At 66.9% G+C, this 15,288-nt stretch carries 17 protein-coding genes; all 17 read left to right on the forward strand.

Annotation, left to right across the window (positions count from 1 at the left end; translation table 11 throughout):
• Nucleotides 1-33 precede the first annotated feature (33 nt).
• The 17 genes from ACMXN5_RS19680 (at nucleotide 34) to rpsQ (ending at nucleotide 15,235) form a co-directional block, all read left to right on the forward strand.
• Nucleotides 34-3,909 carry a DNA-directed RNA polymerase subunit beta' gene (locus tag ACMXN5_RS19680; protein ID WP_126636172.1) on the forward strand — a complete coding sequence of 1,292 codons (3,876 nt, stop codon included), beginning with the start codon at nucleotides 34-36 and terminating at the stop codon, nucleotides 3,907-3,909.
• 144 nt (nucleotides 3,910-4,053) lie between these two features.
• Nucleotides 4,054-4,572 (forward strand): DUF4190 domain-containing protein, encoded by a 519-nt coding sequence (locus tag ACMXN5_RS19685; protein WP_439676351.1) that lies wholly within the window; start codon nucleotides 4,054-4,056, stop codon nucleotides 4,570-4,572.
• Between the two features lie 448 nt (nucleotides 4,573-5,020).
• The gene (gene rpsL, locus ACMXN5_RS19690; protein ID WP_020549242.1) at nucleotides 5,021-5,395 is read left to right on the forward strand and encodes a 30S ribosomal protein S12; all 375 of its coding nucleotides are present in this window, start codon (nucleotides 5,021-5,023) and stop codon (nucleotides 5,393-5,395) included.
• Nucleotides 5,395-5,865, forward strand: coding sequence for a 30S ribosomal protein S7 (gene rpsG, locus ACMXN5_RS19695; protein WP_020549241.1), 471 nt, complete (start codon nucleotides 5,395-5,397; stop codon nucleotides 5,863-5,865). Before rpsL ends, rpsG begins: the two co-directional genes overlap by 1 nt.
• 42 nt (nucleotides 5,866-5,907) lie before the next feature.
• Nucleotides 5,908-8,037 (forward strand): elongation factor G, encoded by a 2,130-nt coding sequence (gene fusA / locus ACMXN5_RS19700; RefSeq protein ID WP_395787279.1) that lies wholly within the window; start codon nucleotides 5,908-5,910, stop codon nucleotides 8,035-8,037.
• A 132-nt stretch (nucleotides 8,038-8,169) separates the two neighbouring features.
• Nucleotides 8,170-9,363, forward strand: coding sequence for an elongation factor Tu (gene tuf / locus ACMXN5_RS19705; RefSeq protein WP_078975732.1), 1,194 nt, complete (start codon nucleotides 8,170-8,172; stop codon nucleotides 9,361-9,363).
• A gap of 524 nt (nucleotides 9,364-9,887) precedes the next feature.
• Entirely contained in the window at nucleotides 9,888-10,196 is a 309-nt protein-coding gene (rpsJ, locus tag ACMXN5_RS19710) for a 30S ribosomal protein S10 (RefSeq protein ID WP_020549238.1), read from the forward strand.
• Between the two features lie 13 nt (nucleotides 10,197-10,209).
• Nucleotides 10,210-10,854, forward strand: coding sequence for a 50S ribosomal protein L3 (gene rplC / locus ACMXN5_RS19715; RefSeq protein WP_380005421.1), 645 nt, complete (start codon nucleotides 10,210-10,212; stop codon nucleotides 10,852-10,854).
• A gap of 5 nt (nucleotides 10,855-10,859) precedes the next feature.
• The gene (gene rplD, locus ACMXN5_RS19720; RefSeq protein ID WP_078975730.1) at nucleotides 10,860-11,537 is read left to right on the forward strand and encodes a 50S ribosomal protein L4; all 678 of its coding nucleotides are present in this window, start codon (nucleotides 10,860-10,862) and stop codon (nucleotides 11,535-11,537) included.
• Nucleotides 11,534-11,875, forward strand: coding sequence for a 50S ribosomal protein L23 (rplW, locus tag ACMXN5_RS19725; protein WP_020549235.1), 342 nt, complete (start codon nucleotides 11,534-11,536; stop codon nucleotides 11,873-11,875). The genes rplD and rplW overlap by 4 nt, the downstream gene beginning before the upstream one ends.
• Nucleotides 11,876-11,909: 34 nt before the next feature.
• On the forward strand, nucleotides 11,910-12,746 hold the full coding sequence (gene rplB, locus ACMXN5_RS19730) for a 50S ribosomal protein L2 (RefSeq protein ID WP_020549234.1): 837 nt from the start codon (nucleotides 11,910-11,912) through the stop codon (nucleotides 12,744-12,746).
• Between the two features lie 11 nt (nucleotides 12,747-12,757).
• Complete coding sequence (gene rpsS, locus ACMXN5_RS19735) at nucleotides 12,758-13,039, forward strand: 30S ribosomal protein S19 (protein ID WP_020549233.1); 282 nt, start codon at nucleotides 12,758-12,760, stop codon at nucleotides 13,037-13,039.
• A 43-nt stretch (nucleotides 13,040-13,082) separates the two neighbouring features.
• Entirely contained in the window at nucleotides 13,083-13,427 is a 345-nt protein-coding gene (rplV, locus tag ACMXN5_RS19740) for a 50S ribosomal protein L22 (protein ID WP_078979279.1), read from the forward strand.
• Nucleotides 13,427-14,299: a 30S ribosomal protein S3 gene (rpsC, locus tag ACMXN5_RS19745; protein ID WP_078975729.1), complete on the forward strand. Its 873-nt coding sequence runs from the start codon at nucleotides 13,427-13,429 to the stop codon at nucleotides 14,297-14,299. Before rplV ends, rpsC begins: the two co-directional genes overlap by 1 nt.
• 5 nt (nucleotides 14,300-14,304) lie before the next feature.
• Nucleotides 14,305-14,724 (forward strand): 50S ribosomal protein L16, encoded by a 420-nt coding sequence (gene rplP, locus ACMXN5_RS19750; RefSeq protein ID WP_020549230.1) that lies wholly within the window; start codon nucleotides 14,305-14,307, stop codon nucleotides 14,722-14,724.
• Nucleotides 14,724-14,957 carry a 50S ribosomal protein L29 gene (gene rpmC / locus ACMXN5_RS19755; RefSeq protein WP_020549229.1) on the forward strand — a complete coding sequence of 78 codons (234 nt, stop codon included), beginning with the start codon at nucleotides 14,724-14,726 and terminating at the stop codon, nucleotides 14,955-14,957. Before rplP ends, rpmC begins: the two co-directional genes overlap by 1 nt.
• The gene (gene rpsQ, locus ACMXN5_RS19760; RefSeq protein WP_020549228.1) at nucleotides 14,954-15,235 is read left to right on the forward strand and encodes a 30S ribosomal protein S17; all 282 of its coding nucleotides are present in this window, start codon (nucleotides 14,954-14,956) and stop codon (nucleotides 15,233-15,235) included. The genes rpmC and rpsQ overlap by 4 nt, the downstream gene beginning before the upstream one ends.
• Nucleotides 15,236-15,288 lie beyond the last annotated feature (53 nt).

The raw sequence follows: 15,288 nt of genomic DNA on the forward strand, positions 1-15,288 counted from the left end.
GGACCAAACCCCGAAAGAGGGATTGACGAAACAGTGCTCGACGTCAACTTCTTCGACGAGCTGCGTATCGGCCTCGCTACCGCAGACGACATCCGCCAGTGGTCGCACGGCGAGGTCAAGAAGCCCGAGACCATCAACTACCGCACCCTGAAGCCGGAAAAGGACGGGCTCTTCTGCGAGAAGATCTTCGGTCCGACCCGGGACTGGGAGTGCTACTGCGGCAAGTACAAGCGTGTCCGCTTCAAGGGCATCATCTGTGAGCGCTGCGGCGTCGAGGTCACTCGCGCCAAGGTGCGTCGTGAGCGCATGGGCCACATCGAGCTCGCCGCGCCGGTCACGCACATCTGGTACTTCAAGGGTGTGCCCAGCCGCCTCGGCTACCTGCTCGACCTCGCCCCGAAGGACCTGGAAAAGGTCATCTACTTCGCGGCGTACATGATCACGTACGTCGACGACGAGCGCCGCCAGCGCGACCTGCCGTCCCTCGACGCCAAGATCTCGGTCGAGCGTCAGCAGATCGAGCAGCGCCGTGACGCCAGCGTCGAGGAGCGGCAGAAGAAGCTCGAAGCCGACCTCGCCGAGCTGGAGGCCGAGGGCGCCAAGTCCGACGTGCGCCGCAAGGTGCGCGAAGGCGCCGAGCGCGAGATGAAGCAGCTGCGCGACCGCAACCAGCGCGAGCTGGACCGGCTCGACGACGTGTGGACCCGGTTCAAGAACCTCAAGGTCCAGGACCTCGAAGGCGACGAGATCCTGTTCCGCGAGATGCGGGACCGCTTCGGCACCTACTTCATGGGCGGCATGGGCGCGCAGGCGCTCCAGCGTCGGCTGGAGTCGTTCGACCTCGACGCCGAGGCCGAGAAGCTGCGCGAGATCATCCGCACCGGCAAGGGCCAGAAGAAGACCCGCGCGCTCAAGCGCCTCAAGGTCGTCTCCGCGTTCCAGCAGACCCGGAACAGCCCCAACGGCATGGTCCTGGACTGCGTCCCGGTGATCCCGCCGGACCTGCGTCCGATGGTGCAGCTGGACGGTGGCCGCTTCGCGACCTCCGACCTGAACGACCTGTACCGCCGCGTGATCAACCGCAACAACCGCCTGAAGCGCCTGCTCGACCTCGGTGCCCCCGAGATCATCGTGAACAACGAGAAGCGCATGCTCCAGGAGGCCGTCGACGCGCTGTTCGACAACGGCCGCCGCGGTCGTCCGGTGACGGGTCCGGGCAACCGGCCGCTCAAGTCGCTGTCCGACATGCTCAAGGGCAAGCAGGGTCGTTTCCGGCAGAACCTGCTCGGCAAGCGCGTGGACTACTCCGCGCGTTCGGTCATCGTCGTCGGCCCGCAGCTCAAGCTGCACCAGTGCGGTCTGCCGAAGGCCATGGCGCTCGAGCTGTTCAAGCCGTTCGTGATGAAGCGCCTGGTGGACCTCAACCACGCGCAGAACATCAAGTCGGCCAAGCGCATGGTCGAGCGTGCCCGCCCCGTGGTGTGGGACGTGCTCGAAGAGGTCATCGCCGAGCACCCGGTGCTGCTCAACCGCGCACCGACGCTGCACCGTCTGGGCATCCAGGCGTTCGAGCCGCAGCTCGTCGAGGGCAAGGCCATCCAGATTCACCCGCTCGTGTGCACCGCGTTCAACGCGGACTTCGACGGTGACCAGATGGCCGTGCACCTGCCGCTGTCCGCGGAGGCGCAGGCCGAGGCCCGCATCCTGATGTTGTCCAGCAACAACATCCTGAAGCCGGCCGACGGTCGCCCCGTCACCATGCCGACCCAGGACATGGTGCTCGGGCTGTTCTTCCTGACCTCCGAGCGGGAGAACACCAAGGGCGACGGGCGCGTCTTCGCGTCCACGGCCGAGGCGATCATGGCGTTCGACGCCCGTGAGCTCGACCTGCAGGCGAAGATCGAGCTGCGGCTGCCGGCGGGCACCGTCCCGTCGCGCGGCTGGGTCGCGCCCGAGGGCTGGGAGCCCGGTTCGCCGCTGCGCGTGCGCACCTCGCTCGGTCGCGCGCTGTTCAACGAGCTCCTGCCGGCGGACTACCCGTTCGTCGACGAGGAGATCGGCAAGAAGACGCTGTCGGTCATCGTGAACGACCTGGCGGAGCGGTACCCGAAGGTGGTCGTGGCGGCGACGCTCGACAACCTGAAGGAGGCCGGCTTCCACTGGGCCACCCGTTCCGGTGTCACCGTCTCGATCTCCGACGTCGTCGTCCCGCCGGCGAAGAAGGAGATCCTGGAGCGCTTCGAGGCCCAGGCCGAGAAGGTCCAGAAGCAGTACGAGCGCGGCCTGATCACCAAGGACGAGCGTCAGCAGGAGCAGATTCAGATCTGGACCAAGGCGACCAACGAGGTCGCCGAGGCGATGAACCTGAACTTCCCCAAGACGAACCCCATCTTCATGATGGTCGACTCGGGTGCTCGCGGAAACATGATGCAGATGCGGCAGATCGCGGGTATGCGCGGTCTGGTGTCGAACGCCAAGAACGAGACGATCCCCCGTCCCATCAAGGCGTCCTTCCGCGAGGGCCTGTCCGTGCTCGAGTACTTCATCTCGACGCACGGTGCCCGTAAGGGTCTGGCCGACACCGCGCTGCGTACCGCCGACTCGGGTTACCTGACCCGTCGTCTGGTGGACGTCTCGCAGGACGTCATCGTGCGCGAGGAGGACTGCGGCACCGACCGCGGTCTGGTGTTGTCGATCGCCACGCGTGGTGCCGACGGCGTGCTCCGCAAGGACGACGACGTCGAGACCAGCGTCTACGCCCGCAACCTGGCCGAGGACGTCGTCGTCGACGGCAAGGTGCTGGCCCCGGCCAACGCCGACCTCGGCGACGTGATCATCAACCACCTCGTCGCCGAAGGCGTCGAGTCGGTGAAGACGCGGTCGGTGCTGACCTGCGAGTCCAAGGTCGGTACCTGCGCGATGTGCTACGGCCGTTCGCTGGCCACCGGCAAGCTGGTGGACATCGGCGAGGCGGTCGGCATCATCGCCGCCCAGTCGATCGGTGAGCCCGGCACCCAGCTGACGATGCGTACCTTCCACACCGGTGGTGTGGCGGGTGACGACATCACCCAGGGTCTGCCCCGTGTCGTCGAGCTCTTCGAGGCGCGCACCCCCAAGGGTGTCGCCCCGATCAGCGAGGCGGCCGGTCGGGTCCGTATCGAGGACACCGAGAAGACCCGCAAGGTCGTCGTGGTGCCGGACGACGGTTCCGAGGAACTGGCGTACGCGGTCAGCAAGCGCTCGCGCCTGCTGGTCGAGGAGGGCGACCACGTCGACGTCGGCCAGAAGATGCTCGTCGGCGCGGTCAACCCGCACGACGTGCTGCGCATCCTCGGTCAGCGCGCGGTGCAGATCCACCTCGTGGCGGAGGTCCAGCAGGTCTACCGCTCGCAGGGTGTGTCGATCCACGACAAGCACATCGAGATCATCATTCGGCAGATGCTCCGCCGCGTGACGATCATCGAGTCGGGCGACGCCGAGCTGCTTCCGGGCGAGCTGGTCGAGCGCGGTCGCTTCGAGACGGAGAACCGTCGGGTCATGTCGGAGAGCGGGCACCCGGCCTCGGGCCGTCCGCAGCTCATGGGCATCACCAAGGCGTCGCTGGCCACCGAGTCGTGGCTGTCGGCGGCCTCCTTCCAGGAGACCACCCGGGTGCTCACCGACGCGGCGATCCACGCCAAGTCGGACCCGCTCCTCGGCCTGAAGGAGAACGTGATCCTGGGCAAGCTCATCCCGGCCGGTACGGGCATGCCCCGCTACCGCAACATCCGGGTCGAGCCGACCGAGGAGGCCAAGGCCGCCATGTACTCGATGTCCGGGTACGACGAGGCCGACTACTCCGCGTTCGGGTCCGGCTCCGGCCAGGCCGTCCCGCTGGAGGAGTACGACTTCGGCGGCTACCAGGGCTGATCCTCCCGGTACCGGACAGGGCCGCCATCCTTCGGGGTGGCGGCCCTGTCGCGCGTCCGAGGCCGGGTGCCCGAAGGACTCTCCACGAGGGTCCCGGGGGTGCGACGATGCTCCCAACGCTCCGTCGTACCCCGGGAGGACCCCATGAGCACCCCTGGCGGGCCCGGCCCGTACGGCTCCTTCGGCGAACGACCCGCCGACGACTCCGAGGGCCCCTACGGCGCCCCCGGCGGGCAGCCGCCGTATGGCGACCCCGCCGCGCCGTACGGCTACGGCCAGGCGCCGTATGGGCAGCCCTACGACCCGCACGCCCCCTACGGCCAACAGCCCTACGGCTACGGCTACTACCCGCAGCCCGGCTACGGCGGCTACCTGCCCCAGCCGGGCACCAACGGCCTGGCCATCGCGTCGATGATCCTGGGCATCGTCTGGATCTACTGGATCGGCAGCCTGCTCGCGGTGATCTTCGGGCACATAGCCCTGGCCCAGACCGCCCGCACCGGCCAGGAGGGCCGCGGCATGGCGATCGCCGGCGTAGTGCTCGGCTGGATCGGCATGGCGGTGCTCGCGCTGGTCGTGGTGATGCTCATCGTGGATTCCCGGCACGACCACGGGTATTCCGATTACCTCGGCCTGCTCGTCGGAGGGTGCGGCGTGCGCTGACCCGAGGCCCGGCCCCCGGGGGAGCGGCCCCGGGCGCTCGTTCGCCTCTTTCCGCGATGCCGGGTACGGTGGGGCCCGGAGAGTGACATATCGGCCCGAGCGAATCGGTGCTCCACCAGCGTGAGAGCCCCGGATTCGGTGTCGTGGTGGGGGTCTTTCTTTTCGCTTTGACCTCTGCTGCTGTGGTAGGTAGTCTCTCTCCTTGTGCCTGGGGTGTCCCCGGGCTCTTGTGCCTGCGCTCACCGCAATCCCCTCGGGATGCGTGCGTGAGAGGGCGCGGGAGACCGACCCGCAGCCTCCTGAGCAAGCACACTCCCAAGACCGGGCGACACGCCCGACCGCGGGGGTCGGGCTTGCCGGTGGTTCCGGCGTCGACCGGGATGCAGGCCGATTCAGACATTGCAGTCGCTTCAAAAAGACCGCTCGGCACGAAGAAGACGGAGACGCGGTGCCCACGATCCAGCAGCTGGTCCGAAAGGGCCGCCAGGACAAGGTCGACAAGGCCAAGACTCCGGCGCTCAAGGGGAGCCCGCAGCGTCGCGGCGTGTGCACCCGTGTTTACACGACGACGCCGAAGAAGCCGAACTCTGCGCTTCGCAAGGTCGCGCGTGTGCGCCTCACGAGTGGCATCGAGGTGACGGCCTACATTCCCGGCGAGGGTCACAACCTCCAGGAGCACTCCATCGTGCTCGTTCGCGGTGGTCGTGTGAAGGACCTCCCCGGTGTCCGCTACAAGATCATCCGCGGTTCGCTCGACACCCAGGGTGTCAAGAACCGCAAGCAGGCGCGCAGCCGCTACGGCGCGAAGAAGGAGAAGAGCTAATGCCGCGTAAGGGCCCTGCCCCCAAGCGACCGGTCATCATCGACCCGGTTTACAACTCGCCGCTGGTCACCTCGCTGGTGAACAAGGTCCTGATGAGCGGCAAGCGCTCCGTCGCCGAGAAGATCGTCTATGGCGCGCTCGAAGGCTGCCGCGAGAAGACCGGTACCGACCCGGTCATCACGCTCAAGCGCGCGCTCGAGAACGTGAAGCCGACCCTCGAGGTCCGCAGCCGCCGTGTCGGTGGCGCGACCTACCAGGTGCCGGTCGAGGTCCGTCCGGGCCGCTCCACGACCCTCGCTCTCCGCTGGCTCGTCGGCTACTCCCGCGCCCGTCGCGAGAAGACGATGACCGAGCGTTTGATGAACGAGCTGCTGGACGCGAGCAACGGTCTGGGTGCCGCGGTCAAGCGCCGCGAGGACACCCACAAGATGGCCGAGTCCAACAAGGCCTTCGCGCACTACCGCTGGTAGTTCCACCCGCAACGACGAGAAGCCGAGAGAAGACAAGCCACGATGGCTACCACTGCTCTTGATCTGGCCAAGGTCCGAAACATCGGCATCATGGCCCACATCGACGCGGGCAAGACCACCACCACCGAGCGGATCCTGTTCTACACCGGGGTCAACTACAAGATCGGTGAGGTTCATGAGGGCGCTGCCACCATGGACTGGATGGAACAGGAGCAGGAGCGCGGCATCACCATCACGTCTGCCGCGACGACCTGTCACTGGACGCTCGACGACGTCGATCACACGATCAACATCATCGACACCCCGGGCCACGTCGACTTCACCGTCGAGGTGGAGCGTTCGCTGCGCGTGCTCGACGGCGCCGTCACCGTCTTCGACGGTGTCGCCGGTGTGGAGCCGCAGTCCGAGACCGTTTGGCGTCAGGCCGACCGGTACGGCGTGCCGCGCATCTGCTTCGTGAACAAGCTCGACCGCACCGGCGCCGAGTTCCACCGCTGCGTCGACATGATCGACGCGCGCCTGGGCGCGGTTCCGCTGGTCATGCAGCTGCCGATCGGCACCGAGATGGACTTCCAGGGCGTTGTCGACCTGGTCGCCATGAAGGCGCTGGTCTGGTCCGCCGAGGCGGCCAAGGGCGAGATGTACGACGTCGTCGACATCCCGGCCACGCACGTCGAGGCGGCCGCCGAATACCGCGGCAAGCTGCTCGAGACGATCGCCGAATACGACGACCAGATGATGGAGCTGTACCTGGAGGGCCAGGAGCCCGACACGGAGCAGCTGATCGCCGCGATCCGTCGCGCGACCATCGCCTCGACCAAGGGTGAGAACAAGGGCAAGCCCACGTTCACCCCCGTGTTCTGCGGTACCGCGTTCAAGAACAAGGGCGTCCAGCCCCTGCTCGACGCGGTCGTGCGCTACCTGCCGTCGCCGCTCGACATCGAGGGCATCCAAGGTCACGCGGTCAACAACGAAGAGGAAGTCATCGTTCGCCAGCCGAGCGACGACGAGCCCTTCGCGGGCCTCGCGTTCAAGATCATGCGTGACCCGCACCTCGGCAAGCTCACCTTCGTCCGGGTCTACTCGGGTGTCCTGGAAGCCGGCAGCTCCGTGCTGAACTCGGTGAAGGGCAAGAAGGAGCGCATCGGCAAGATCTACCGGATGCACGCGAACAAGCGTGAGGAGATCCCGTCGGTCGGCGCGGGCGACATCATCGCGGTGATGGGTCTGAAGGACACCACCACCGGCGAGACGCTCTGCGACCCGTCCAACGCGGTGATCCTGGAGTCGATGACGTTCCCGGCCCCGGTCATCGAGGTCGCGATCGAGCCGAAGTCCAAGGGCGACCAGGAGAAGCTGGGTGTCGCCATCCAGTCCCTCGCCGCCGAGGACCCCTCCTTCCAGGTGCACACCGAGGAGGAGACCGGCCAGACCATCATCGGTGGTATGGGCGAGCTGCACCTCGAAGTGCTCGTCGACCGGATGAAGCGCGAGTTCCGCGTGGAGGCCAACGTCGGCAAGCCGCAGGTGGCCTACCGCGAGACGATCCGCAAGATCGTCGAGCGCGTGGACTACACGCACAAGAAGCAGACCGGTGGTACCGGTCAGTTCGCCAAGGTGCAGATCGCGCTCGAGCCGCTCGAGGGCGACGCGTACGAGTTCGTCAACAAGGTCACCGGTGGCCGCATCCCGAGGGAGTACATCCCCTCGGTCGACGCGGGCGCGCAGGAGGCCATGCAGTACGGCGTGCTCGCGGGCTACCCGATGGTCGGTGTGCGTCTGACGCTGATCGACGGTGGCTACCACGAGGTCGACTCGTCCGAACTCGCCTTCAAGATCGCCGGTTCGCAGGCGTTCAAGGAAGCGGCTCGGCAGGCGTCGCCGGCTCTTCTCGAGCCGATGATGGCCGTCGAGGTCACCACGCCCGAGGACTACATGGGCGATGTGATCGGCGACCTCAACTCGCGTCGCGGCCAGATCCAGGCCATGGACGAGCGCTTCGGTGCGCGTGTCGTCAAGGCTTTGGTCCCGCTGTCGGAGATGTTCGGCTATGTCGGCGACCTCCGCAGCAAGACCTCGGGTCGCGCGAGCTACTCCATGCAGTTCGACTCCTACGCCGAGGTTCCGAGGAACGTCGCCGAGGAGATCATCGCCAAGTCGCGCGGCGAGTAATCACCGCAGGCGCGGCACCAGCGATACCTGGGGGACCCGGGGTCCGGAACCGGACTTCGGGGCCTCCGCCCCGGCTCACCCCCGATACCCGACGTCGTACGGCGTAAAGAACCAGTCCACAGGAGGACCCCAGTGGCGAAGGCTAAGTTCGAGCGGACTAAGCCGCACGTCAACATCGGCACCATTGGTCACATCGACCACGGTAAGACGACGCTGACCGCGGCGATTACCAAGGTGCTGCACGACGCGTACCCGGACCTGAACCCCTTCACGCCGTTCGACCAGATCGACAAGGCGCCGGAGGAGCGGCAGCGCGGTATCACGATCTCGATCGCGCACGTCGAGTACCAGACGGAGAACCGTCACTACGCGCACGTCGACTGCCCCGGGCACGCCGACTACATCAAGAACATGATCACCGGTGCCGCGCAGATGGACGGCGCGATCCTCGTGGTCGCCGCCACCGACGGCCCGATGCCGCAGACCAAGGAGCACGTGCTCCTGGCCCGCCAGGTCGGCGTTCCGTACATCGTGGTCGCGCTGAACAAGGCCGACATGGTGGACGACGAGGAGATCCTGGAGCTCGTCGAGCTCGAGGTGCGCGAGCTCCTCTCCGAGTACGAGTTCCCGGGCGACGACCTTCCGGTCGTGCGGGTCTCGGCGCTCAAGGCGCTCGAGGGCGACAAGGAGTGGGGTGGCAAGCTCCTGGAGCTGATGGCCGCCGTCGACGAGGCGATCCCGACTCCGCCGCGTGACACCGACAAGCCGTTCCTCATGCCCGTCGAGGACGTCTTCACGATCACCGGTCGTGGCACGGTCGTCACCGGCCGCATCGAGCGTGGCATCGTCAAGGTCAACGAGACTGTCGACATCGTCGGCATCAAGGAGACCAAGACCACCACCACGGTCACCGGCATCGAGATGTTCCGCAAGCTGCTCGACGAGGGCCAGGCGGGCGAGAACGTCGGTCTGCTCCTCCGCGGCATCAAGCGCGAGGACGTCGAGCGCGGCCAGGTCATCATCAAGCCGGGTTCGGTCACGCCGCACACCGACTTCGAGGCCCAGGTCTACATCCTGTCGAAGGACGAGGGTGGCCGTCACACCCCCTTCTTCAACAACTACCGGCCGCAGTTCTACTTCCGTACGACGGACGTGACCGGCGTGGTGACCCTCCCCGAGGGCACCGAGATGGTCATGCCCGGTGACAACACCGGCATGGACGTCGCGCTGATCCAGCCGATCGCCATGGAAGAGGGCCTGCGTTTCGCCATCCGCGAGGGTGGCCGCACCGTGGGCGCCGGCCAGGTCGTCAAGATCAAGAAGTGATGAAATCCCGCCCGCCGGTCCACCTGGGTCGGCGGGCGGGACTTTGTCCGGATCGATTCCACCCCCTAGGTGGGACCGGATATCCATTGCTCGGGGGCTCTCTCCAACCCGGGAGAGCCGCTCGATTGGCCAAGCCCGCCATCGGTGGGGCATACTAGCCAAGTTGCTCGGATGGACAACGGGCTGCGCCGTGCCTGTCGCGAAGACGGTACGTAGCGCGGCCCCCGTTGGCTCCGAACAATCGGTGGACTTCTGTCCTGCCACCCATGCAGCCGGCGTCGTCGCTTAGTGACCTCGTGCCGTCCTTTCGCTTGCCGCAGCGAAGGTGACGCCGAGCGTACGTTGCCCAGGCCCCCAGGCCGCCCGTAAGGGTTTCCAAGGGGCGCTTGTGAGCAACAAGGCGACACGCCCGACCGCGGGGGTCGGCGGGGAAGGGAAACCCCGAGGGGTTTTCAGCCCAAGTCTTCTCCCCGTGTCAGCGGGGGTGATCCGCAGCGGTACGAGAGAAGGAATTCGAAGCAGCCATGGCGGGACAGAAGATCCGCATCAGGCTCAAGGCCTACGACCACGAGGTCATCGACAGCTCGGCGAAGAAGATCGTCGAGACGGTGACGCGTACTGGTGCGCAGGTTGCGGGACCGGTGCCGCTGCCGACCGAGAAGAACGTGTACTGCGTCATCCGCTCGCCGCACAAGTACAAGGACTCGCGCGAGCACTTCGAGATGCGCACTCACAAGCGGCTCATCGACATCCTCGACCCCACGCCGAAGACGGTCGACTCGCTCATGCGTCTCGACCTGCCGGCCGGCGTCGACATCGAGATCAAGCTCTGAGGACGCACCGACGATGACGAAGCAGATGAAGGGCATCCTGGGCAAGAAGCTCGGCATGACCCAGGTCTGGGACGAGAACAACCGCGTCGTTCCAGTGACTGTGGTCGAGGCCGGGCCCTGCGTCGTGACCCAGGTCCGCACCGCCGAGGTCGACGGCTACTCCGCCGTCCAGATCGCGTTCGGCGCGATCGACCCGCGCAAGGTGAACAAGCCGCTCGCCGGCCACTTCGCCAAGGCCGGTGTGACCCCGCGTCGCCACCTGGTCGAGCTCCGCACCTCCGACGCCGGCGAGTACACGCCGGCCCAGGAGATCACCGCCGATGTGTTCGAGGCCGGCCAGAAGGTCGACGTCATGGGCACCTCGAAGGGCAAGGGCACGGCCGGTGTCATGAAGCGACACGGCTTCAAGGGTCTCGGCAGCTCGCACGGTACGCAGCGCAAGCACCGCTCGCCCGGCTCGATCGGTGGCTGCGCCACCCCGGGTCGTGTGTTCAAGGGTGTGCGCATGGCGGGCCGCATGGGCAACGAGCGCGTTTCCACCCAGAACCTGACCGTTCACGCCGTGGACGCGGAGAAGGGCCTGCTCCTGATCAAGGGTGCGGTCCCCGGTCCGAACGGCGGCCTGGTTCTGGTGCGCACTGCGGCGAAGGGTGTGTGAATCTCATGACCAGCATTGACGTTCTTTCGCCCGCCGGCGACAAGTCCGGGACGATCGAGCTCCCCGCGGGGATCTTCGACGTCCAGGTGAGCATCCCGACGATCCACCAGGTCGTCGTGGCGCAGCTCGCCGCCGCCCGTCAGGGCACGCACAAGACCAAGACTCGTGGCGAGGTCCGCGGCGGTGGGCGCAAGCCGTACCGCCAGAAGGGCACCGGTCGCGCCCGTCAGGGCTCGACCCGCGCGCCGCAGTTCGCCGGTGGTGGCGTCGTGCACGGTCCCGTGCCGCGCGACTACGAGCAGCGGACCCCGAAGAAGATGAAGGCATCCGCCCTGCGCGGCGCCCTCTCGGACCGGGCTCGGCACGAGCGCATCCACTGCGTCTCCGCGCTGGTCGAGGGCGAGACGCCTTCGGTCAAGGCCGCGAAGACCCTCCTCGGCAAGATCAGCGAGCGCAAGAACCTGCTCCTGGTCGTCGAGAAGTCCGACACCGCCGCCTGGCTGAGCGCTCGCAACCTCCCGCAGGTGCACGTGCTCGAGGTCGGGCAGCTGAACACCTACGACGTGCTCGTCTCCGACGACGTGGTCTTCACGAAGGCCGCTCTGGAGCGCTTCATCGCCGGACCGGCGAAGGCCGCCTCGGCGGTCGCGGGCTCCGACGAGCTCGAAGGGAGCATCGCGTGAGCACCGACACCGTCGAGAGCACGACGAAGGTCACCAGCAAGACCTACACCGACCCGCGCGACGTGCTGCTGAAGCCGGTGATCTCGGAGAAGAGCTACGGGCTCATCGACGAGAACAAGTACACGTTCATCGTGCACCCCGACGCCAACAAGACCCAGATCAAGCAGGCCGTCATCGCGGTCTTCGGGGTCAAGGTCGAGAGCGTCAACACGATCAACCGCGTCGGTAAGCGCAAGCGCACCAAGACCGGTTTCGGCAAGCGCAAGGACACGAAGCGCGCGATCGTCACCCTTGCAGAGGGCGAGCGGATCGACATCTTCGGTGGACCCGTCGGCTGACGGCCGCTGATACGGACGAGGACTAAGAGAAGCCATGGGCATCCGCAAGTACAAGCCGACGACGCCGGGCCGTCGTGGCGCCAGCGTCGCCGACTTCGTCGAGATCACGCGGTCCGAGCCGGAGAAGTCGCTGGTCCGCCCTCTGCACAGCAAGGGTGGTCGTAACAACCACGGCCGCGTGACCGCTCGCCACCAGGGTGGCGGACACAAGCGCGCGTACCGACTGATCGACTTCCGGCGCAACGACAAGGACGGCGTGCCGGCCAAGGTCGCGCACATCGAGTACGACCCGAACCGCACCGCGCGCATCGCTCTGCTGCACTACGCGGACGGCGAGAAGCGCTACATCCTGTGCCCGAACAAGCTGAAGCAGGGCGACCGGATCGAGAACGGTCCGGGCGCCGACATCAAGCCGGGCAACAACATGCCGCTCCGGAACATCCCGGTCGGTACGGTCATCCACGCCATCGAGCTCCGGCCCGGTGGCGGCGCGAAGATCGCCCGCTCCGCGGGTGTCAGCGTGCAGCTGCTGGCGAAGGAGGGCGCCCACGCGACCCTCCGCATGCCCTCGGGCGAGATTCGCCTGGTGGACGTGCGCTGCCGGGCGACGGTCGGCGAGATCGGCAACGCCGAGCAGTCGAACATCAACTGGGGCAAGGCCGGTCGCATGCGCTGGAAGGGCAAGCGCCCGACCGTCCGCGGTGTGGCGATGAACCCCATCGACCACCCGCACGGTGGTGGTGAGGGCAAGACCTCCGGTGGTCGCCACCCGGTGAGCCCCTGGGGCAAGCCCGAGGGTCGTACTCGTCGGCCGAAGAAGGCCAGCGACAAGCTCATCATCCGCCGCCGCAAGACGAACAAGAAGCGCTAGGAGCAGTCTCGATGCCGCGCAGTCTGAAGAAGGGACCCTTCGTCGACGGCCACCTCATCAAGAAGGTGGACGTACAGAACGACAAGGGAACCAAGAACGTCATCAAGACCTGGTCCCGCCGCTCGATGATCGTCCCGGCGATGTTGGGCCACACGATCGCGGTGCACGACGGCCGCAAGCACGTCCCGGTGTTCGTGACCGAGTCGATGGTCGGCCACAAGCTCGGCGAGTTCGCGCCGACTCGGACCTTCCGCGGTCACGAGAAGGACGACCGGAAGTCGCGTCGTCGCTGACGCGGCGAATCGCATGGATATCGAGATGAGCAAGGGGACGTCGATGGAAGCCAGGGCTCAGGCGCGGTACATCCGCGTCACGCCCATGAAGGCCCGCCGTGTGGTGGACCTCATCCGTGGCATGAACGCCGCGGAGGCCCAGGCGGTCCTGCGATTCGCCCCGCAGGCCGCGAGTGAGCCGGTCGGCAAGGTGCTGGACAGCGCCATTGCCAACGCCGGTCACAACCACAACCTGGACACGAACAACCTGTACGTGTCCTCCGCCTACGTGGACGAGGGTCCGACCCTCAAGCGTTTCCGTCCGCGGGCACAGGGCCGGGCGTACCGCATCCGCAAGCGCACCAGCCACATCACCGTGGTTGTCGCCGAGAAGGAGAGGACCCGCTAGTGGGCCAGAAGGTTAACCCGCACGGGTTCCGTCTCGGCATCACCACGGACTTCAAGTCCCGGTGGTACGCCGACAAGCTGTACAAGGACTACGTCGGCGAGGACGTCAAGATTCGTCAGATGATGACGAAGGGCATGGAGCGCGCCGGGATCTCGAAGGTCGAGATCGAGCGCACCCGTGAGCGCGTCCGCGTCGACATCCACACCGCCCGGCCGGGCATTGTCATCGGCCGTCGTGGTGCGGAGGCCGACCGCATCCGCGGTGAGCTGGAGAAGCTCACCGGCAAGCAGGTCCAGCTGAACATCCTCGAGGTCAAGAACCCCGAGGTGGACGCCCAGCTGGTCGCGCAGGGTGTGGCCGAGCAGCTTTCGAGCCGCGTGTCCTTCCGCCGCGCGATGCGCAAGGCGATGCAGAGCTCCATGAAGGCCGGGGCCAAGGGCATCAAGATCCAGTGCGGTGGCCGCCTGGGTGGGGCCGAGATGTCCCGCTCGGAGTTCTACCGCGAGGGTCGTGTGCCGCTGCACACGCTGCGCGCCAACGTCGACTACGGCTTCTTCGAGGCCCGTACGACGTTCGGTCGCATCGGTGTGAAGGTGTGGATCTACAAGGGCGACGTGAAGAACATCGCCGAGGTCCGTGCCGAGAACGCCGCGGCGCGTGCCAGCAACCGTCCCGCCCGTGGTGGCGCTCCCGAGCGTCCCCGCCGCGGCGAGGGTGGCGGCGGCGGTCGTGGTGGCGAGCGCGGTGGCCGTGGTGGCCGCGGCGGACGTCCGCAGCAGAACGACGCGCAGGCCACCGGTTCCTCGGACACCGGTTCCGCGCCGGCGGCCGAGGCTGTGAACTCGGCGCCCGAATCCGGATCGGAGGCCTGACCCCGATGCTGATCCCCCGCAGGGTCAAGCACCGCAAGCAGCACCACCCCAAGCGTGGTGGCCGCGCCAAGGGCGGTACGGAACTGGCGTTCGGCGAGTACGGCATCCAGGCCCTCGGCCAGGCGTACGTCACCAACCGTCAGATCGAGTCCGCTCGTATCGCCATCACCCGGCACATCCGCCGTGGTGGCAAGGTGTGGATCAACATCTACCCCGACCGTCCGCTGACCAAGAAGCCTGCCGAGACCCGCATGGGTTCCGGTAAGGGCTCGCCCGAGTGGTGGGTCGCGAACGTCAAGCCCGGTCGGGTGATGTTCGAACTGTCGTACCCGAACGAGAAGGTGGCTCGTGAGGCGCTTACCCGCGCCGTGCACAAGCTGCCGATGAAGTGCCGGATCGTCCGGCGCGAGGCTGGTGAGGCGTGATGGCGGCCGTTACCAAGGCGTCCGAGCTCCGCGAACTCGGTGACGAGGAGATCGTCGCCAAGCTCCGCGAAGCCAAGGAGGAGCTGTTCAACCTCCGTTTCCAGGCGGCGACCGGGCAGCTCGAAAACCACGGGCGGCTCAAGGCTGTCCGTAAGGACATCGCCCGGATCTACACGCTGATGCGCGAGCGCGAGCTGGGCATCGACGTGCAGGAGACCGGAGGCGCGGCGTGAGCGAGAAGACTGAGATGACTGAAGCAGCCCGGGGATTCCGCAAGACCCGTGAGGGCCTCGTCGTCAGCGACAAGATGGACAAGACCGTCGTCGTCGCCGTCGAGGACCGCGTGAAGCACCCGATGTACGGCAAGGTCATCCGCCGCACGAACAAGCTGAAGGCTCACGACGAGCAGAACGCCTGTGGCGTCGGTGACCGTGTCGTCCTCATGGAGACTCGGCCGCTGTCCGCCAGCAAGCGCTGGCGCATCGTCGAGATCCTCGAAAAGGCCAAGTAGCGAGCGCCGGTCGCCCCACCATCCGTGGGTCGTGACCGCGACGTGACGATCAG

This window comes from Embleya australiensis (assembly GCF_051903075.1).
Taxonomy (GTDB): domain Bacteria; phylum Actinomycetota; class Actinomycetes; order Streptomycetales; family Streptomycetaceae; genus Embleya.